The sequence below is a fragment of the Streptomyces sp. KL2 genome (assembly GCF_046529545.1).
In the GTDB taxonomy this organism is placed as follows: Bacteria; Actinomycetota; Actinomycetes; order Streptomycetales; family Streptomycetaceae; genus Streptomyces; species Streptomyces radiopugnans.
On the sequence record NZ_CP127170.1, the window covers coordinates 1,877,927 to 1,895,181 of the forward strand.

At 72.6% G+C, this 17,255-nt stretch carries 17 protein-coding genes; 5 read left to right on the forward strand and 12 right to left on the reverse strand.

Annotated features, from left to right (window positions below; genetic code table 11):
* Positions 1–15 precede the first annotated feature (15 nt).
* Positions 16–2,949, reverse strand: coding sequence for a UPF0182 family protein (locus QPK52_RS08380; RefSeq protein WP_410540258.1), 2,934 nt, complete (start codon positions 2,947–2,949; stop codon positions 16–18).
* 128 nt (positions 2,950–3,077) lie between these two features.
* On the opposite strand from QPK52_RS08380, the gene QPK52_RS08385 reads away from it, so the two are divergent.
* Positions 3,078–3,662, forward strand: coding sequence for a PPA1309 family protein (locus QPK52_RS08385; RefSeq protein WP_410536559.1), 585 nt, complete (start codon positions 3,078–3,080; stop codon positions 3,660–3,662).
* 68 nt (positions 3,663–3,730) lie between these two features.
* On the opposite strand, the gene QPK52_RS08390 is transcribed toward QPK52_RS08385, so the two are convergent.
* The 4 genes from QPK52_RS08390 to QPK52_RS08405 form a co-directional block, all read right to left on the reverse strand.
* The gene (locus QPK52_RS08390; RefSeq protein WP_410536561.1) at positions 3,731–4,816 is read right to left on the reverse strand and encodes a PDZ domain-containing protein; all 1,086 of its coding nucleotides are present in this window, start codon (positions 4,814–4,816) and stop codon (positions 3,731–3,733) included.
* A 25-nt stretch (positions 4,817–4,841) separates the two neighbouring features.
* Positions 4,842–5,090 carry a hypothetical protein gene (locus tag QPK52_RS08395; RefSeq protein WP_410536563.1) on the reverse strand — a complete coding sequence of 83 codons (249 nt, stop codon included), beginning with the start codon at positions 5,088–5,090 and terminating at the stop codon, positions 4,842–4,844.
* Between the two features lie 189 nt (positions 5,091–5,279).
* On the reverse strand, positions 5,280–5,738 hold the full coding sequence (locus QPK52_RS08400; protein WP_410536564.1) for a molybdenum cofactor biosynthesis protein MoaE: 459 nt from the start codon (positions 5,736–5,738) through the stop codon (positions 5,280–5,282).
* Between the two features lie 114 nt (positions 5,739–5,852).
* Complete coding sequence (locus tag QPK52_RS08405) at positions 5,853–6,962, reverse strand: SDR family oxidoreductase (RefSeq protein ID WP_410536565.1); 1,110 nt, start codon at positions 6,960–6,962, stop codon at positions 5,853–5,855.
* Positions 6,963–7,108: 146 nt separating this feature from the next.
* Between QPK52_RS08405 and QPK52_RS08410 the strand changes: the two genes are divergently transcribed.
* On the forward strand, positions 7,109–8,602 hold the full coding sequence (locus QPK52_RS08410; RefSeq protein WP_410536567.1) for a zinc-dependent metalloprotease: 1,494 nt from the start codon (positions 7,109–7,111) through the stop codon (positions 8,600–8,602).
* Positions 8,599–9,126 carry an NUDIX hydrolase gene (locus QPK52_RS08415; RefSeq protein WP_410536569.1) on the forward strand — a complete coding sequence of 176 codons (528 nt, stop codon included), beginning with the start codon at positions 8,599–8,601 and terminating at the stop codon, positions 9,124–9,126. The genes QPK52_RS08410 and QPK52_RS08415 overlap by 4 nt, the downstream gene beginning before the upstream one ends.
* Positions 9,127–9,178: 52 nt before the next feature.
* Here the strand turns inward: QPK52_RS08415 and QPK52_RS08420 are convergent, their stop codons facing one another.
* The 4 genes from QPK52_RS08420 to QPK52_RS08435 all read right to left on the reverse strand — a co-directional run bounded on the left by QPK52_RS08420 (position 9,179) and on the right by QPK52_RS08435 (position 12,949).
* The gene (locus tag QPK52_RS08420; protein WP_410536570.1) at positions 9,179–9,931 is read right to left on the reverse strand and encodes an AIM24 family protein; all 753 of its coding nucleotides are present in this window, start codon (positions 9,929–9,931) and stop codon (positions 9,179–9,181) included.
* Positions 9,932–9,947: 16 nt separating this feature from the next.
* Positions 9,948–10,640: an AIM24 family protein gene (locus QPK52_RS08425; protein WP_410536572.1), complete on the reverse strand. Its 693-nt coding sequence runs from the start codon at positions 10,638–10,640 to the stop codon at positions 9,948–9,950.
* 11 nt (positions 10,641–10,651) lie between these two features.
* Positions 10,652–12,277, reverse strand: a complete 1,626-nt coding sequence (locus QPK52_RS08430; protein ID WP_410536574.1) for a TerD family protein — start codon at positions 12,275–12,277, stop codon at positions 10,652–10,654.
* Between the two features lie 69 nt (positions 12,278–12,346).
* Positions 12,347–12,949, reverse strand: a complete 603-nt coding sequence (locus tag QPK52_RS08435) for a M48 family metallopeptidase (protein WP_410536576.1) — start codon at positions 12,947–12,949, stop codon at positions 12,347–12,349.
* Between the two features lie 274 nt (positions 12,950–13,223).
* Between QPK52_RS08435 and QPK52_RS08440 the strand changes: the two genes are divergently transcribed.
* Both QPK52_RS08440 and QPK52_RS08445 read left to right on the forward strand, forming a co-directional pair.
* A complete protein-coding gene (locus tag QPK52_RS08440; protein WP_410536578.1) occupies positions 13,224–14,330 on the forward strand; it encodes a ThiF family adenylyltransferase in 1,107 nt (368 codons plus the stop codon).
* Positions 14,331–14,384: 54 nt separating this feature from the next.
* Entirely contained in the window at positions 14,385–15,788 is a 1,404-nt protein-coding gene (locus tag QPK52_RS08445; protein WP_410536580.1) for an ABC1 kinase family protein, read from the forward strand.
* 208 nt (positions 15,789–15,996) lie between these two features.
* Here the strand turns inward: QPK52_RS08445 and QPK52_RS08450 are convergent, their stop codons facing one another.
* The 3 genes from QPK52_RS08450 to QPK52_RS08460 all read right to left on the reverse strand — a co-directional run bounded on the left by QPK52_RS08450 (position 15,997) and on the right by QPK52_RS08460 (position 17,129).
* Positions 15,997–16,320 (reverse strand): hypothetical protein, encoded by a 324-nt coding sequence (locus QPK52_RS08450; protein WP_410536582.1) that lies wholly within the window; start codon positions 16,318–16,320, stop codon positions 15,997–15,999.
* Positions 16,317–16,679 (reverse strand): WhiB family transcriptional regulator, encoded by a 363-nt coding sequence (locus tag QPK52_RS08455; RefSeq protein WP_093661313.1) that lies wholly within the window; start codon positions 16,677–16,679, stop codon positions 16,317–16,319. The genes QPK52_RS08450 and QPK52_RS08455 overlap by 4 nt, the downstream gene beginning before the upstream one ends.
* Positions 16,680–16,811: 132 nt before the next feature.
* The gene (locus QPK52_RS08460; protein WP_410536584.1) at positions 16,812–17,129 is read right to left on the reverse strand and encodes a hypothetical protein; all 318 of its coding nucleotides are present in this window, start codon (positions 17,127–17,129) and stop codon (positions 16,812–16,814) included.
* Positions 17,130–17,255 lie beyond the last annotated feature (126 nt).

Genomic DNA, 17,255 nt, shown 5'->3' on the forward strand with positions numbered 1-17,255 from the left:
CCGCTCACCACCGGTTCACTCTTCCCTGCGTCCCTCGTCGTTCCTGTTGTCGGATCCGCCGCCACCGCCGGCCGACTGCTCCGCCTCGGCGGCCCGCTCCAGCGCGTCCTCCAGATCCTGCTGGGCCTGGCCGTAGGCGTCCCAGTCCTGGTTGCCCAGCGCCTCCTGGCCCGCCTCGAACGCCTCCTGGGCGTCCTGGAGGGCCTCCTGCACCGTCGCGTCCCCCGAACCCTCCGCCGGCGGAGGCGTGGTGTCCTCCTCGCCCGCGGGCGGCTCCTCGGTCTCCGCCGGCGGTTCCTCGGAGCCCTCGACCCCGAAGACGGCGTTCAGCGCCTCGCCGAGGGTGTCCTCGAAGGCGGTCTCCTCGCCGTAGGTCACCAGCACCTTGCGCAGCAGCGGGTAGTTGGTGCCCGCGCCGCGGACGTAGACCGGTTCGACGTAGAGCAGGCCGCCCTCCAGCGGCACCGTGAGCAGGTTGCCGTACTCGACCTCCGAGTCACCGCGCCTGAGGATGTTGATCTCGTTGGCGATGTCGGTGTCGGAGTTGAACCGGCTCTGCACCTGCTGCGGTCCGGACACCGTGGTGTTGGAGGGCAGCTTCAGGATCCTGATGGTCCCGTAGTCGTCGCTGCGGGCGTCGGCGTTGACCGCCATGAAGGCGCCGAGCGTCTCGCGGCCGCTGGGGTTGAAGGTCGTCGTCAGGGAGAAGGTCTGCTCCTCCTGGTCCGGCATCTTCATGCTCAGGTAGTACGGCGGTACCGCGTTGCCCTTCTGCGTCGGGTCGTCCGGCACCTGCCAGCGCTCGCTGCCGCTGTAGAACTGGCTCGCGCTGGTGACGTGGTAGCGCGTCAGCAGCTCGCGCTGGACCTTGAACAGGTCCTGCGGGTAGCGGAAGTGGTCCACCAGCGAGTCGCTGATCTCGCTCTTCGGCTCGACCGTGCCGGGGAACGCCTTCATCCAGGTCTTCAGCATCGGGTCCCGGGTGTCCCACTCGTAGAGCTTCACCTCGCCCGAGTAGGCGTCCACGGTGGCCTTGACCGAGTTGCGGATGTAGTTGACCCGGTTCTGCTGGGCGATGACCGCGCGCTGGCCGTCGGTCAGTGCGTCGGCCGTGGTCTCGCCCAGGGTGGTGCGGGACGAGTAGGGGTACTGGTTGGTCGTGGTGTAGGCGTCCACGATCCACTGGATGCGGCCGTCCACCACCGCCGGATAGGGGTCGCCGTCGATGGTCAGCCAGGGGGCCACCGCCTCGACGCGCTCCTTGGGCGTGCGGTTGTAAAGGATCCGCGAGCCCTCGCCGATCGCGCCCGAGTAGAGGATCTGCGGCTCGTTGAAGGCCACCGCGTACGCCGCGCGGTTGACCATACCGCCCAGGCTGACCCCGCTGTCGCCCTTGTAGCTGTAGGTCTTCTCCTCGCTGCCGGCGATGTAGTCCAGCTCCTTCTGCGGACCGCCGACGATGGAGTACTGCGTGGTCTTCTCACCGTAGTAGACCCGCGGCTCGTAACCGTCCTCGGCGAGTTCGCCCTCCGGAGGGAGGTTCTTCTCGATGAAGGCCGGCGCGCCGGTCGAGGCCACCTCGGTGCCCTTGCCTGCCACCATGCCGAAGCCGTGGGTGTACTTGAAGTGGTCGTTGATCCAGTTGCGCTCGGTGATGCCGTTGATGTTGATCTCGCGCAGGCCGACGACGGTGTCCTGCTCCTCGCCGTCCTCGGTGGCGTACCGGTCCACGTCCAGGGTGGCCGGGAACTGGTAGTAGCTGCGGACCTGCTGGAGCTGCTGGAAGCTGGGCGAGACGACGTTCGGGTCGAGCAGCCGGATGCTGGCGGTGGTGTCCGCCGCGTCGCGCAGCTCCTCGTTGCTCGCCTCGCTCTCCCCCGAGTAGTTCGAGACCTTGGCGTCGTCGATGTCGTAGGCGTCGCGGGTGGCGTCGATGTTCTTCTTGATGTACGGCGCCTCCTTGGCCTGCTCGTTCGGCTGGACCTGGAACTTCTGCACGATCGCCGGGTAGAGGCCGCCGATCAGGATGGCCGAGAGGACCATCAGGCCGAAGCCGATCACCGGCAGCTGCCAGGTGCGCCGCCACAGGGTGGCGAAGAAGAGCACCGCGCAGATGGCGGCGATGAAGAACAGGATCGTCTTCGCCGGAAGGTAGGCGTTGGCGTCGACGTAGCGCAGACCCGTCCAGTTGTCGGTCGCCTTGAAGTCCCCGGACTTGACCGCCAGGCCGTAGCGGTCGAGCCAGTACGCCACCGCCTTGAGCGCCACGAAGACGCCCAGCAGCACCGACAGGTGGCCGGTGGCCTGGGAGGTCGCGCGGGCGCCCGGGGTGGTCAGGCGCAGCCCGCCGTAGAGGTAGTGCACCAGCCCGGCGGCCAGCAGGGAGAGCACCGCGGCCGCGAAGCCGAAGCTCAGCAGGAAGCGGTACCAGGGCAGGTCGAACGCGTAGAACGCCACGTCCTTGCCGAACTGCGGGTCGGCCGTGCCGAACGGAACGGCGTTCACCCACATCAGCCAGGTGCGCCACTGACCGGCCGCCGACGCGCCGGCGATCAGCCCCACCAGCGCGGTGACCCCGAGGAGCACCCATTTCTTGTACGGGGCGATGCCCATCCGGTAGCGGTCCAGGCTCTGCTGCTCCAGCGACATCGCGCTCAGCGGAGGCCGCAGGCGGTGGGCCAGCCAGATGTTGAAGCCGACGGCCGCGGCCATCAGCAGACCGAAGACGGCGAACATGCCGATCTTGGTCCACAGGGTGGTGGTGAAGACGGTGGTGTATCGGACCGAGCGATACCACAGCCAGTCGGTCCAGAACCCCGCGAACATGACGAAGAGCATGGCCAGCACGGCCAGCGCGCCCACCGTCATGAGCAGGGTCTTGGCGCGCCTGGAGGGCCTGCCGACACTGATCCGTGGTCCTGAGGGCCCGCCTGGGCCCCGGTCCGGCATCTGGAAAGCCAAGGTGCGCACCTCGAAGATCGCAGCGGATGGGACTGGCCCCGAATGCTAGGGCCCCACCCATGCAACTTACTGAACCTTTACCCGGTTCCCGTTCCCGGGGGGTTCGGCGGCACGATATGAGGATGAACAACCTTCCAATCGACGGCACACCCCTGGCCGCCAGCCCGCTGACCCGTGCCGTGCTCGAGATCGACGAGTACGTCGCGGGCCTGGGCTGGGACCAGCCCGCCCGACTGTTCGCCCTGGTCGACACCGACCGGCTGCGCGCCGAGGAACCCGCCCTCGCCGAGCAGCTCGGACTCGGCGGCGAGGACCGCCGGGACGGCGAGGCCCCACTCACCCCGGTCGAGCAGGACGAACTGCCCGCCGGAATCCCTCTGGACGAGTTCCTCGGCACCATCGCCTGGCCCGACGCGGTCTCCGGATGCGCGATGACCGTGGAACGGCTGATGCTGCCGCCTTCGGCGGAGGCCTCCGTCCCGGAGAACCTCCAGGAGGAGGGCGCCGAGGAGCGGCTGGCCCGCTGGGTGGCCGAGCACCCCGAGCGCCAGGAGGTCCGGATGACCGTGGCGGTGCTGCGCGACGGCGCCCGGGAGTCGGCGCTGCGGCTGCGCGAGAAGGACTCGCCGACCGAGGTGCTGACCGGCCCCGACCTGGTGCCCGGGCTCACCGAGGCGCTGGCCGCCACCTTCGGCGACTGACGTCCGTCCCGCGGCGGGAACCGCGGGACGGGTGCCCGCCGGACGGGCGCCCGCGGGCGGGGAGCGGGTCAGCCTGCCGTGCACCGCGGCAGGCCGGCCGTCTCCCCCTCCCGGATGTCCTCCAGGGCCCTCAGGGCGTCGTCGATCGTGCCGACCCTGACCAGGGTCAGGCCCTCGGGGACGTCGCGGGCGGCGGTGGCGCAGTTGTCCTCGGGGGTGAGGAAGTACTCGGCGCCCTTGTCCCGGGCGGCGATGGTCTTCATCCTTATGCCGCCGATCGGGCCGACCCGCCCCTCGCCGTCGATGGTGCCCGTACCGGCCACGAACTCACCGCCGGTGAGGTCGCCGGGGGTGAGCTTGTCCATGATGCCGAGGGCGAACATCAGCCCGGCGCTGGGACCTCCGACATCGGCCAGCTGGATCTCTATCTCGAACGGGAAGGTGTGGTCGAGCCCCGCCCGGATCCCGACGACGGCCCGTCCGTCGTCGGCCTCGTCGGTGGTGACGGTGACCTCCCGGGAGCCGGTGGGCTTCTCGCCCGCCTTCTCGGCCGCCCGGGCGGCCTTGGCCGGGACGACGGTGAAGACCACGTCCTCGCCGGGCTCGTGCTCGGTCACCAGCTCGGCGACGTCTCCCGGCTGCTTCACGGCCTCGCCGTCCACGGCCGTGATCACGTCCCCGGCGTGCAGCCTGTCCTCGGCCGGCCCGCCCTTGACCACGGAGGCGACGACCACCCGCTCACCGACCGGGACGTCCAGCTCCCGCAGGGCGGCGACCTTGGCGCTCTCCAGCGACTGGGTGAACTCCTCGGCGTTCTCCTCGCGCACCTCCTCGGCCGACTTGTCGTCGGGGTAGAGGGTGTCGTGCGGGACGACGGCGCTGTCCTCCGCCAGCCAGCCGTAGACGGCCTCCACGAGGTTCATCCGGTAGTCGGCGCCGGTGACGCGGACGGTGGTCATGTTCAGGTGCCCGGACGGCTCGTAGGTCTTCCTGCCCTCGATGCTCAGCACCGGTTCGCCGCCGTGCTCACCGAGCGTGTTGACGGTGGGGCCCGGTGACATCTCGGCGTACGGCACCCTGATCAGGACCGCCGCGCAGAGCAGGGCTATGAGCAGCAGGGTGGAGGTGAGCATCGTCGCGGTCCGGCGTGGCATGGCACGACAGTACGGGAACCGCGCGTCAGTCGGCCGCGGGGGCCGGTCCGTCCGGGGCCGTGCGGGACATGGCGGCGGAGTCCTCGCGGCCGTCCCGGTCCTCCCGCCCCGTCCCGCGGCCGTGCGGGCGTTCCATGGCGGCACGGAAGGCCTCGTATCCGGCGACCCCGTCGGCGTCCCCGAAACCGCTGGGTTTGCGCGAGGCCCACACGGACCACACGGCCGCCCCGATCGCGGCGACGAACGGAATCAGCAACCAGGCGAGTGCCGCCACAGTGACCTCCCGATCCTCGAGTGCGCCGGAGATACGGCCTATGAGCAGACTAGATCCCGGATGATTCAACCGTTCCGGCAGGGGTGCCCTTCCGCAACTCCACGCCCCGGGGAACCGCCCGCTTCCCGCACCGGCTCTGCGGGGACTGTTCCCGGCCACCGCTCCGGCATACCCCGCGCGACCGCGGCACTAGACCCCCACCCACTCCTCGGTGCCGTCGGCGAAGGTCTGGTGCTTCCAGATCGGCACCCGGTGCTTCAGGTCGTCGATCAGGCGGCGGCACGCCTCGAACGCCTCGGCGCGGTGCGCGCAGGAGACGGCGACGACCACGGCCAGATCGCCGACCGACAGGTCCCCCACCCGGTGGACCGCGGCGAGCGCCCGCACGGGGAAGCCGGCCGCCACCTCCTCGGCGACCCGGCGGAGCTCGGCCTCGGCTGTGGGATGGGAGGAGTAGCCGAGCCCGGTCACCCCCGCACCCCCGTCGTGGTCGCGCACGGTGCCCGCGAACAGCGCGGTGCCGCCCGCCGAGGCGTCGCCGACGGCCGCGAGGACCTCGTCCACGGAGAGCGGGGTGTCGCGGATCGCCAGGAGGCGGATCGGGTCGGGCGCCGCCCGCTCCCCGGGGTGGTCGTACGTCTGTGCCATGGGGTCATGGTGCCGTACGGGCGCGGGGGCGCGCAGCGGCGGCCCGCCGACACACCGGCACCGGCGGTCCGGCGGGGCGGCGGCCGGACGCGCGGCCCGGCGTCGCACCCGGTGTCACACCCGGCGGCGGGCCTTGCGGGCGCGCCGGACCAGGGCCGCGGTGCCCACCAGTGCGACGGTGGCGCCCGCGGCGCCGAGCGTGGTGGCGTCCTTGCGGCCCAGGCGGCGGCCCGCGACCGCGTGGCGCCCGGCCGCCTCCTCCAGCAGCGCGGCCAGCACCTCCTCGTTGGTCCACTTCGGCCGCCAGCCCGCCTCGTGCAGCCGGGAGCCGCTGACCACCCAGGGGTGCATGGTGTAGGCCAGGTCACCTGCCGGGGAGGGCGTCAGTCCCAGGCGGTGGAGCCGTGAGGCGGCGCCGAGCGCGACGGCGGAGGGCAGCTCCATACGGCGGATGCCGGACAGCTCCTCGACCTCCTCCTGCTCCAGCCAGCCGTCGCAGCCGACCGCCAGCTCGCCCTCCACCTTCTCCAGCGCCGCGTACTCCAGGGCGCCGGCCAGGTCCTCGACGTGGCAGAACTGCCAGCAGGGCCGGGAGCCGGCCACGACCAGCAGGCGCGGGGACTCGAAGTAGCGGGTCAGGGCGGTGTCGGTGCCGCCGACCAGGACGGTGGGGCGCACGACCGTGACGTTCAGCCCCGGGTGCGCGCGGGGGGCGCGCCGGGCGAGGCGTTCGATCTCCAGCAGGTCGCCCACACCGGTGGCCTCGGCGGTCGCCCGCAGCTCGGCGTCCTCGGCCAGCGGCACGTCGTTGTCCGGCAGGGCCCCGTAGACCATCGCCGAGGTGCACAGCACCACCCGGCGCACGCCCGCGGCGGCGGCCGCGGTCAGCACGGTCTGGGTACCGCGCACGTTGTAGGCGGTGCGGGCGGCGGGGTCGGTCTCCAGGTCCAGGTCGAGGGCGAGGTGGACCACCGTGTCCACCGGTTCGCCGTCACCGCGCAGCCGGTCGGCGATGGCCGGGTCCCGCACGTCCAGGACGTGCCACTGCGCGCCGTCCACCGCGCCGCGGCGCTCGTCGAGCGCGATGACCCACCCCACCTCGGGGGAGGCGACCAGCCGCTCGGTGAGCAGCGCGCCGACCCCCGATGCGGCGCCGGTGACCGCGACGACGGGCCCTGCGGCTCCGTTACGCGGACCGCGAACGTTTGGCTCCTGGGAACTCACCCGGTGTCTCCCGCGGTTGTCTCTGGGTACGACGTGCGCAGGCTCCATCCTGCACGAGAGGTGTCTAGGCTGGACGTAAAGCCCGCCACATCGCACACCATCCCACCGACGTCCCAGCGTCCCATCCACCAGAGCCGAGGAACCCCGTGAGTGACATCCCATTCGGATTCGGCATGCCGCCCGAGGAGCCCGAGGAGGGCGACGACGGACGGAAGAAAGGCGGCCAGGGCGATCAGGGCCAGGGCGGCCGGCGGCCGAACCCGTTCGGGTTCGGCGGCGCCGGCGGCGCCGACAACCCGCTCGCGGCGATGTTCGGATCGCTGGGCGGCGGTCCCGGCGGTTTCGACCCGAACGACCTGGGCGCCGCGTTCCAGCGGCTCGGCCAGATGCTCAGCTACGAGGGCGGGCCGGTCAACTGGGACATGGCCAAGGACATCGCCCGGCAGACCGTCGCCGCGGGCACCCCGGACGGCACCAAGGACGCCAGCATCGGCCCGCAGGAGCGGAAGGCGGTGGAGGAGGCCGTACGCCTGGCCGACCTGTGGCTGGACGGCGTGACCTCGCTGCCCTCGGGCTCCGGTTCGGCCCTCGCCTGGAGCCGCGCCGAGTGGGTGGAGTCCACCCTCCCGGTGTGGAAGGACCTGGTGGACCCGGTCGCCGAGCGGGTGGGGGCGGCCATGGGCGACGTGCTTCCCGAGGAGATGCAGGCCATGGCCGGCCCGCTGCTGGGGATGATGCGCTCCATGGGCGGCGCGATGTTCGGCACCCAGATCGGGCACGCGCTGGGCGTGCTGGCCGGCGAGGTGGTCGGCTCCACCGACATCGGCCTGCCGCTGGGGCCGAAGGGCCGGGCGGCGCTGCTGCCGGCCAACATCGCGGCCTTCGGTGAGGGCCTGGGCGTGCCCCTGGAGGAGGTGCGGCTCTACCTGGCGCTGCGCGAGGCGGCGCACCAGCGGCTGTTCGCCCACGTCCCGTGGCTGCGCTCGCATCTGTTCGGCGCGGTCGAGGGGTACGCGCGCGGGATCAAGGTGGACACGGCCAAGCTGGAGGACGTCGTCGGGCAGCTCGACCCCTCGCGCCCGGAGGAGCTGCAGGAGGCACTGCAGCAGGGCATGTTCCAGCCCGAGGACACCCCCGAGCAGAAGGCGGCCCTGGCCCGGCTGGAGACGGCGCTGGCGCTGGTCGAGGGCTGGGTGGACGCGGTGGTCCACGCCGCGGCCGAGCCCCATCTGCCGTCCGCGTCCGCCCTGCGCGAGACGCTGCGCCGCCGCCGCGCCGGCGGCGGTCCGGCCGAGCAGACGTTCGCCACGCTGATCGGGCTGGAGCTGCGGCCCCGGCGGCTGCGCGACGCCTCCCGGCTGTGGGCCTCGCTCACCGACGCCCGCGGGATGGACGGCCGCGACGGGCTGTGGGCGCACCCGGACATGCTGCCGACCGCCGAGGACCTCGACGACCCGGACGGTTTCGTCCACCGCGAGCAGCTGGACTTCTCCGAACTGGAGGGGCTGCTGGGCAAGGAGTCCGGTGGCGGGGACGGCGAAGGCGGCGGGACTGGCGGGACCGGCGGGCGCGGCGAAGACCGCGGGGAGGACGGGGACGAGCGCGGGGACGGCGGGGACGAGCCCGGCGGCGCCCGGTGAGCCTGCACGAGGACGCGGCGCGGACGCTCAAGGAGTGGTCCGCGCCGGACGGGGCGCAGGAGGCGCTGCGCCTGGCGTACTGCGACCACCTGGCCGCCCGCCCGGACGGCGTGTGGCGCTCCTGCGCGGACGGGCACATCACGGCGAGCGCGCTGGTGGTGGACCCCGGCCGCGGACGCGTCCTGCTGACGCACCACCGCAAGCTGCGGATGTGGCTCCAGACGGGCGGGCACTGCGAGCCCGGCGACACCGCCCTCGCCGGAGCCGCCCTGCGGGAGGCCGCCGAGGAGTCGGGCGTCGACGGGCTCACCCTGCTGCCGGGCGGGCCCGTCCGCCTCGACCGGCACCTCACCCCGTGCGCCTGGCACCTGGACGTGCAGTACGCCGCCCTGGCGCCCGAGGGTGCGGTGGAGGCGGTGAGCGAGGAGTCCCTGGAGCTGCGCTGGTTCGGCTGGGACGAGGTGGCGGACGTGGCCGACGACTCCGTCGTACGGCTGGCGGACCGCACTCGCGCACTGCTGTGACGGCGGGGCGCGCGGGCCGTCCTGCGAAGTGGGCCCGCGCGCCCCGCGCCGCCTAGTTGGACCAGATGTTGCCCTGGTTCTGGCCGCGTGCGCCGTGCTGGCCCATGCCGTACTGCGCGCCCAGGCCCGCCGCCGCGTTCTGCGGCGGCAGCAGTTCGCTGGGCTGGACGAGGGCGAAGCCCTGGCCCATGAAGTTCAGCTCCCAGCCCTCCCCCGTGCTGCCCCGCCGGCGGAACACGCTCTGGGAACTGGTCTGGGCCTGCATCTGCACCCGCAGCGAGCTGGACCAGGCGACCACCGCGTCGGAGTCGGCGCTGACGTACCGCTCCGGGGTGACCTGGAGCGCCAGCGGCCGGCCGGAGGTCATCAGCGCGACCTTGCCGCGCCCGGTGATGTTGAGGTTGTAGGCGCCGGAGCCGGAGATCCCGAACTGGCTGTCCACGGCGATCACCTCCCAGTGCAGGGAGGAGTCCAGCGCCAGCACGTAGGAGCTGTCGACCGTCAGCCCCTCGGACTCCACGTCCATGATGTGGATGTACTGGGCGAGGTTGGCCAGGTAGACCGTGCCCTGCCCGGAGCAGCGCATCAGGTCCAGGCCCTCACCGGTCCGCGCCCGCCTGCGGCGCTGCCCGGCGCTCTGGTACTCCCCGTCGAACTCCACCAGGCCCTGGTAGGCGACCATCGCGCCCTTGCGGGCGAGCACGTCGTCCTGGCCGCCGAGCAGGACCCGCAGCAGCTGCGGGTTCTGCAGGGCGTAGCGGTCCTGGCTCTGCACCTCGGTGTGGCCGAAGAGCGGACTCTGCATGGTTCTTCCTTCCCCCTCAGCCCCGGACGCGCAGGCGGTCGGTGCTGTCCTCGCTGGGCTGTACGACGACGAATCCCCGGCCGGAGAAGGCGATCTGGTACGCCTCGCCGCTGCCCCGGCCGATCAGCGCGCCCGCCTTCATGCTCCGCTTGCCCTTCATCTTCAGCCCCGAGGACCAGGCCACCAGTGCGTCGGGATCGACGTACGTCTCGTCCTCGCCGCGTCCGCAGTCCACGACGACGGGAGTGCCGCGGGAGGTGAGGGCGACCCAGCCGGTGCCGGATATCCCGACGTTGAACATCCCCTGTCCGGAGAACTTCGCCAGGCCCTTGACGCGCTCGACCCCCCACTGGAGGTGGGCGTCGAAGGCGAGGAGGTTGGTGCCGTTGACGGAGAGGGCCTCGTTGTCGAGGTTCAGGCAGACGACGTCGGCGCCGTAGTCGGCGAGGTAGAGCAGCCCGTCGCCGCTGCACTTCATCAGCGGGGCGCCCTCGCCGGTGAGCCACTGGGAGGCGGCCTGGCGGACGGCCGGCGGGTTGGCCTCGTACTGGACGAAGCCCTCGTAGGCGACCATCGAGCCGGAGCGGGCGAGGACGTCCTGGCCGCCGACCATGGCGATCTTCACCATGTGCGAGCCGTGGTTCTCCATACGGGCGGCGGGCGGGGTCGGGGCGTAGCCCGAGACCCCCGGGATCACTGTGCGGTCCATGGCGGGCTCCCTCAGACCTCGTAGGGCTGGACGACGATGAAGTTGCCGGGAGCACCGCGGAACTGGAGGTTCACGGTCTCCCCGCTGTGGCCCGGGTAGGCGTTGCGGCGCAGCCTCACCTGGCTGGAGATGATCACCTGGGCACCGGCGGACCAGGCGACGACGGCCTGGCTGTCGGCGAAGGTGGTCGGGGTGACGGGCAGGACGACCGGGGTGCCCTGCGTCTTGACCACCACGGTGCCGGTGCCCTGGAACTGCATGGTGAACAGCGCGCCGCCGGGGATGCCGTGGCCGTCGATCCGGCGCACCTCGTACTGGAGGGTCTCGTCGAAGGCGAGCACGTTGTCGGCGGAGACGCAGATGGCGTCGCCCTGGAGTTCGACGGGGTGGACGTGCGCAGCGCTCTCGGCGAAGAACACCTGGCCGCGGCCGGTGCAGCGCATCAGCTGCATCTCCTGGCCGGTGGCGTTGCCGACGATCCGCCCGGCGAATCCGGCGCCCTTGTAGGAGAAGTCGACCTTGCCCTGGTAGAGCACCATGCTGCCCTGGCGTGCGAGGACACCCTGGCCTTCGTGGGAGAGGTCGGCGCGGATCAGCGCCGGGTTCTGCAGGGTCCAGCGCTGTCCGGTGGGCGCCTCGCGGTACTTCTCCAGTGCGGCGCCGATGCCGGCCGCCGGCCCCTGGGGGATCTGCGGGACACCGGGGTGACCGGGGTGACCGGGGACCTGTCCGAAGGGCTGCTGCGGAGCCTGCGGCTGTCCGAAGGGGCTGGGCGCGGCCTGGCCCGGGGCGGTGGGGGCCGCGGGTATCGGGGCGGACGGGGGCGGCCCGGGCGGGGCCGCCTGCCCGGGGAAGCCCGGCTGGACGGGCCCGCCTCCGTAGGGGGGCGGAACGGGCTGCGCGGGCTGCCCCGGAGGCGGCTGGACGGGCGCGGGAGCCGGGGCCGGGGGGACCTGCGGAGCCGCGGGGGCGGGCGCGGGAGCCGGTGCGGGTGCCTGCTGCGGAGCCGCGGGGGCCGCCGGGGGTGCGAAGCCGGGCGCCGGTCCGGCGGGCGGCGCGAAGCCGGGCACCGCCTGCGGAGCCGGTGCGGGGGCGGGGGCGGGCTCCTCCTCCAGGACCTCACCGCCGAAGTGCTTCAGCAGCGCCTCCAGTCCTCCGTCGAACCCCTGCCCGACCGCCGCGAAGCGCCAGACGTCCTTGAGGTAGAAGTCGCCGAGCATCACCGCCCGCTCGGTGGTGAACTCCGAACCGTCGAACGAATAGCGCGCGACCTCCTCGCCGCCCGCGACGATCCGCAGATAGCCGGGGTCGATCCGGGACATCTGCCCGTCGCCGTCGATGGTGGCGGTGAAGGAGAGCTTGTGGATGCCCGCGGGAATGCGGTCCAGCGTCACCCTGAAGGACTCGGTGTCGCCCGCCTGGGCCCCCAGCAGCCGGATCGCCCTCTCCGGCGACTCGGGCTGGTTGAAGAAGACGAAGTAACGGTCGTCCGACAGCCGCTCTTCGGCGTCGAGCCCGAAGCAGCTGATGTCGAACGACAGCCCCGGCGCGGAGATCCGCACGCCCACGTACAGGTCCGTCCCGGCTGTCAGATCGCTGATCTTGGCCTTGTGGCCTCGTTGGAATTCCCTGGCCATGCGTAACGACCGTCCCCCATCCGAAGCGGTGAATTGCGTTGCGCCAGGCTAACCGGTGCTTCCTCGGGCTCACTCGTCCCCGTCGCGGGGAAGATTGGGCAGCCGGCCCGCGGCGATCACACCCTCCAGGAACCCCCGGGCCCTCTCCGTGCGCGGGTATGCCTCCAACAGCCGCCAGAAGTCCGGCCCGTGACCGGGCACCAGCAGGTGGGCCAGCTCGTGCAGGAGGACGTAGTCCAGGACGTACTCCGGCATGCCCTGCAGACGGTGGGAGAGGCGGATGCTGCCCTCGGCGGGGGTGCACGAACCCCAGCGGGTGTTCTGGTTGGTGACCCAGCGCACGGTGGCCGGGCGGGCGCGCCCGAGCAGGTACTGCTCGGACAGCCGCACCGCGCGGGCGGCCAGCTCTCCGTCGCCGAGCGTCCTCCTGCTCTCCTGGGCGGCCAGCTTGTCGAGCATGACGCCCACCCAGCGCCGCTCCTCCTCCTTCGACATCCGGGCCGGGATGAGGACGACGGTGCGGCCGCCCTCCCGGTAGGCGGAGACCGTGCGACGGCGGCGTGCGCTGCGGCGGACCTCTACCGCGTCCGGCCGCGGTGCCGTGCCGCCCGCGGCCGCGCCGTCCGGGCCGGGGCCCGGCTTCTCGACGCTGTTCAGCGGGTCTGCGGGCATGCCACGACGTTACCCGGCGGCGTCGGCGGAAGTCCCGTCTCCGGGTCGTTCGCGGGAACGCACGCCTCCGTGCGAGCCGCCGGCGCGCCTCCCGGGCGCCCCCGCACATCCGGTATGACGAACGCCGCGCCCTGTGGACGGCTCTCCGCGGCGACCTCGGTGAAGGACGCAGGCTGGAGCCGTCCGATCCCCCCGGCGCCGGGTGCGCCGGCGGTGGTCCGGCGACGGTTCGGCAGTGGTTCAGCAGCGCTCCAGGGGGCTTGTCGTGCATCCGATGATCAAACCGGCGCTTCGGCGCGCCTGGCGGGACAGGAGCACCGTGCGGTACGGGGTGGCGCCCGCGCACGCGGTGCTGCTGGGCCCGGTGGACACCGCGACCGGCGGTTTCCTGGAGCTCTTCGACGGCACCCGCAGCCTCCCCCAGCTCAGACAGGCCGCCGAGGCGATGGGGCTCGGGGCGGACGCGGCGGACCGGCTGGTGGCACGGCTGACGGAAGCGGGGCTGCTGGACGACGCCACGGCCCACCGGCGGGCGGCGGCCCGGGTGGACGACCGGCTCCGTCCGGACCTGGGGTCGCTCTCGGTGCTCCGGCCCGAACCGGGCGGCGGGGTGCGCCGGCTGGCCGCCCGGGCGGCGGCCCGGGTGCAGGTGCGCGGCGCGGGACGGGTCGGGGCGACGGTGGCGGCGCTGCTGTCGGCGGCCGGGGTCGGGCAGGTGGATGTGGTGGACGGCGGCTGTGTGGCGCCGTGGGACACCGCGCCCGGGGGCATCGCCCCCGACCAGACCGGCGAGCGGCGGGCCTCGGCCGCGGGCCGGGCGGTACGGCGTGCGGCCGCCGGGGCCCGGCCGCCCCGCCCCGGCCGGGAAGACGGCGCGCCGGGGCTCGCTCTGGTGGTGATCGCCCCGCGCGACGGCCTGGCCGCCTACGCCCCGGATCCCGCCGCGGCCGAGGAACTGGTCCGGAGCGGGCGGCCGCATCTGTACGCCGGTGTGGTCGAGGCCACCGGCTTCGTGGGGCCGCTGGTGCTGCCGGGCGCGGCGGCCTGTGCCGAGTGCCTGATGCTCGGGCGCGCCGAGCGGGAACCCACCTGGCCGCTGGTGGTGGCACAGTGGAGGTCGGCACGGCGGTCGGCGGTGCCCGCCTGCGACGTGGCGCTGGCGACGGTGGTCGCGGGGGCCACCGCCTCCTGTGCGCTGAGCTTCCTGGACGGGGACGAGAGCTGTGTCACGGACTCGCGGCAGCACTGGGTGCTGCCGCGGCTGCGCGCCGAGTGCGAGCCGGTGCCGCCTCATCCGGAGTGTCCGTGCGGTGCGGCTTCCGGGCACGGCGTCCGCCCGCTCTCGGCGGACGGGGCCCGGCGGTCCACAATGGCCACATGACCGCTGTCCTCGGCGCTGCCACCTGGTCGTGCTGTCGGGAAGTTGGAGGGGCACATGTCGGATCTTCCGCGTAAGGCCGTCACCCGTACCGCCAAGCTGGCCACGCTGCCGCTGGGGATGGCGGGGCGCGCGACCTGGGGGCTGGGCAAGCGGATCGGCGGATACTCCGCGGACCTGGTCGGGCAGGAGTTGCAGCAGCGCACCGCCGAGCAGCTCTTCAAGGTCCTCGGGGAGCTGAAGGGCGGCGCCATGAAGTTCGGCCAGGCGCTGTCGGTCTTCGAGTCGGCGCTCCCGGAGGAGGTGGCCGGCCCCTACCGCGCGGCACTGACCAAACTCCAGGAGGCGGCGCCGCCGATGCCGGTGGCCACGGTGCACGCCGCGCTGGCCGAGCGCATGGGCGAGGACTGGCGGGAGCTGTTCGAGGAGTTCGAGGACAAGCCCTCGGCGGCGGCCTCGATCGGGCAGGTGCACCGCGGTGTCTGGCACGACGGCCGTCCGGTGGCCGTGAAGGTGCAGTACCCCGGTGCCGGTGAGGCGCTGCTGTCGGACCTGAACCAGCTGGGGCGCTTCGTCCGGCTGCTGGGCCCGCTCATCCCCGGTGTGGACATCAAGCCGCTGGTCTCGGAGATGCGCGACCGGCTCAGCGAGGAGCTGGACTACAAACTGGAGGCGCGGGCGCAGCGGGCGTACGCGGAGGAGTTCGCCGACGACCCGGACGTGCGGGTGCCGGACGTGGTGTACCAGTGCGATCAGGTGCTGGTCACCGAGTGGCTGGAGGGTGTGCCGCTGGCCGATGTGATCAGGGACGGCAGCCGTGAGGAGCGGGACCGGGCCGGGCAGCTGCTGGCGCGTTTCCTCTTCTCCGGCACGGCCCGCACCGGGCTGCTGCACGCCGACCCGCATCCGGGGAACTTCCGTCTGCTGACCGGTGACGCCCCCGACGGGCCGCCCGAGCAGTGGCGGCTGGGGGTGATGGACTTCGGCACGGTCGACCGGCTGCCGGAGGGACTGCCGCCGACGATCGGCGTCGCGCTGCGGATGGCGCTCGACGGCGACGCGGAAGGGGTCCACGAGCTGCTGTGCGACGAGGGGTTCATCAAGCCGTCCGTCGAGCTGGATCCGGACGCGGTGCTGGAGTACCTCCTGCCGATCATCGAACCGGCGCAGGAGGAGGAGTTCGTCTTCTCCCGGGACTGGATGCGGGAGCAGGCCGCGCGGATCGCCGATCCGCGCTCCCCCGCCTACCGGCTGGGCAAGCAGCTCAACCTGCCGCCCTCCTATCTGCTGATCCACCGGGTGACGCTCAGCACGATCGGTGTGCTGTGCCAGCTCGGCGCGCAGGTGCGCATGCACGAGGAGATGGAGGCGTGGGTGCCCGGCTTCCTGCCGGAGGAGGACGAGGAGGAGTACTTCGACGGTGTCGAGGAGGAGGCGGAGGTGACTGAGACCTCCGCCTGAGGGGCCTGGGGCGGCCAGCCTCGCCGAGCCCGCCCGGAAGAAGGCGGGAGCCGGGGCGGTGACCGCCCCGGCTCCAGGTCTGTCTCGTTGTCCTCTGATCCCGGCCGTCCGGCTCCGGCTCCGGGCCGGCTACGACCCGGCTCCGGCCCATCAGGGCCGGCGGAGGGGAGCTGTCACCGGCCCCGGCAGCGGCCGGGCCGGTGAGCCGTCACTGCATGATGGCCAGGGCCAGCGCGCGGCGGGCCCGCAGGGAGGCCCGTTCGGCACGGCGCTGCATACGGCGGGCGGTGATCACCCTATGGCCGAGTTGCTCCAACTCGGCCTCCCGCATGCGTTCGCGCATATGGGCACGGGCCATGGCTTCTGGGATGAGTTGCATGTCGCGGGTCCTGTTCTGGAGCGAGGCGGTGGCGTCGGGCTGTGTGCTCGCGTGGTTGTCGGTGTTGAGGGTCATCGCGGATTCCGGCTTCGGGAAGGGACGCAGCGCGGGACCGTGCGTCGCGGGGTGATCGATCGTGCCGACGGTGTTCATGCCGTGACCGGGTTCTTGCGGGGACGGCCGCGCGGCCGCTTGCGGGGGACGACGACCCCCTGGACGAACAGTTCGCCGCCCCAGACGCCCCAGGGCTCGCGGCGGTCCTTGGCACCGGCGAGGCAGGCCTCGCGCAGCGGGCAGGTCTGGCACAGGGACTTGGCGTACTCCACGTCGGCAGGCGACTCGGCGAAGAAGACCTCCGGGTCGTAGCTGCGGCAGGGCACGGCCACACCGAGACGCTCGATGGCGTCGTCGAGCTCGGTGAGCGTGGTGAGCGGGGTCAAGGAGTCCTCCGTGGAATCGGACGTTCGGATCGGGTCGGGCTGTACGGACGGGGCGTGCGTCTGGATGTGCACGGCGGTGGATTCCTCGTCTGTGTGTCGTCTCTTCGACCCGGCTGGTGGCCGGGCCGCTTGGGGAAAACAGAAGGGCCGCGGATCCCGGTGTGGGTTCCGCGGCCCTGGAAGGTGCCGACCTGATCGTGCCGATCAGGCTGGATCTCTCCAGGGTTCGAGCCCACGGAAGGCCCACATCGTGTGGTGCTTGACCTGCTTCTGTCCGTTGCCGGCACCGTTGGCCGCGCCGGTGAAGGCATAGGCATCAGCCTGTGCCGCCGCCACTACCGCGGGTGCCTGGGTCGGTCGCTCGCTGACCCGCTCACGGATCGAGAAAACCGCGAGGGAGGCCGGACGCGCGGCCACGGCACCGAAGGCGCGGGTGCCGGACAGGCGGGAACCGAGCAGGCAGGAGGCGAGGACCTCGCGACCGATCGGTTCCGTGGTGATGGTGGTGATCGTGGTGGTCATCGAAGTTCGCCTCCTCTCGGCGCTTTGGGGGATCGATCGGGTGTGTCGATCCGGGCGTTCAGGGTTCAGTACAGCATGGATTCGGTGGAGCCAGTAGGCCCCGCCTCGTCCATGCCCGGAAGGCTA

Bases quoted from the DNA above. Each gene is read 5' to 3' on its own strand.
- QPK52_RS08440 (WP_410536578.1), top strand. From the start codon at position 13,224: ATGATCAAACCGGCGCTTCGGCGCGCCTGGCGGGACAGGAGCACCGTG.
- QPK52_RS08380 (WP_410540258.1), bottom strand. From the start codon at position 2,949: ATGCCGGACCGGGGCCCAGGCGGGCCCTCAGGACCACGGATCAGTGTC.
- QPK52_RS08445 (WP_410536580.1), top strand. From the start codon at position 14,385: ATGTCGGATCTTCCGCGTAAGGCCGTCACCCGTACCGCCAAGCTGGCC.
- QPK52_RS08385 (WP_410536559.1), top strand. From the start codon at position 3,078: ATGAGGATGAACAACCTTCCAATCGACGGCACACCCCTGGCCGCCAGC.
- QPK52_RS08400 (WP_410536564.1), bottom strand. From the start codon at position 5,738: ATGGCACAGACGTACGACCACCCCGGGGAGCGGGCGGCGCCCGACCCG.
- QPK52_RS08435 (WP_410536576.1), bottom strand. From the start codon at position 12,949: ATGCCCGCAGACCCGCTGAACAGCGTCGAGAAGCCGGGCCCCGGCCCG.
- QPK52_RS08460 (WP_410536584.1), bottom strand. From the start codon at position 17,129: ATGACCACCACGATCACCACCATCACCACGGAACCGATCGGTCGCGAG.
- QPK52_RS08430 (WP_410536574.1), bottom strand. From the start codon at position 12,277: ATGGCCAGGGAATTCCAACGAGGCCACAAGGCCAAGATCAGCGATCTG.
- QPK52_RS08425 (WP_410536572.1), bottom strand. From the start codon at position 10,640: ATGGACCGCACAGTGATCCCGGGGGTCTCGGGCTACGCCCCGACCCCG.
- QPK52_RS08390 (WP_410536561.1), bottom strand. From the start codon at position 4,816: ATGCCACGCCGGACCGCGACGATGCTCACCTCCACCCTGCTGCTCATA.
- QPK52_RS08420 (WP_410536570.1), bottom strand. From the start codon at position 9,931: ATGCAGAGTCCGCTCTTCGGCCACACCGAGGTGCAGAGCCAGGACCGC.
- QPK52_RS08450 (WP_410536582.1), bottom strand. From the start codon at position 16,320: ATGAACACCGTCGGCACGATCGATCACCCCGCGACGCACGGTCCCGCG.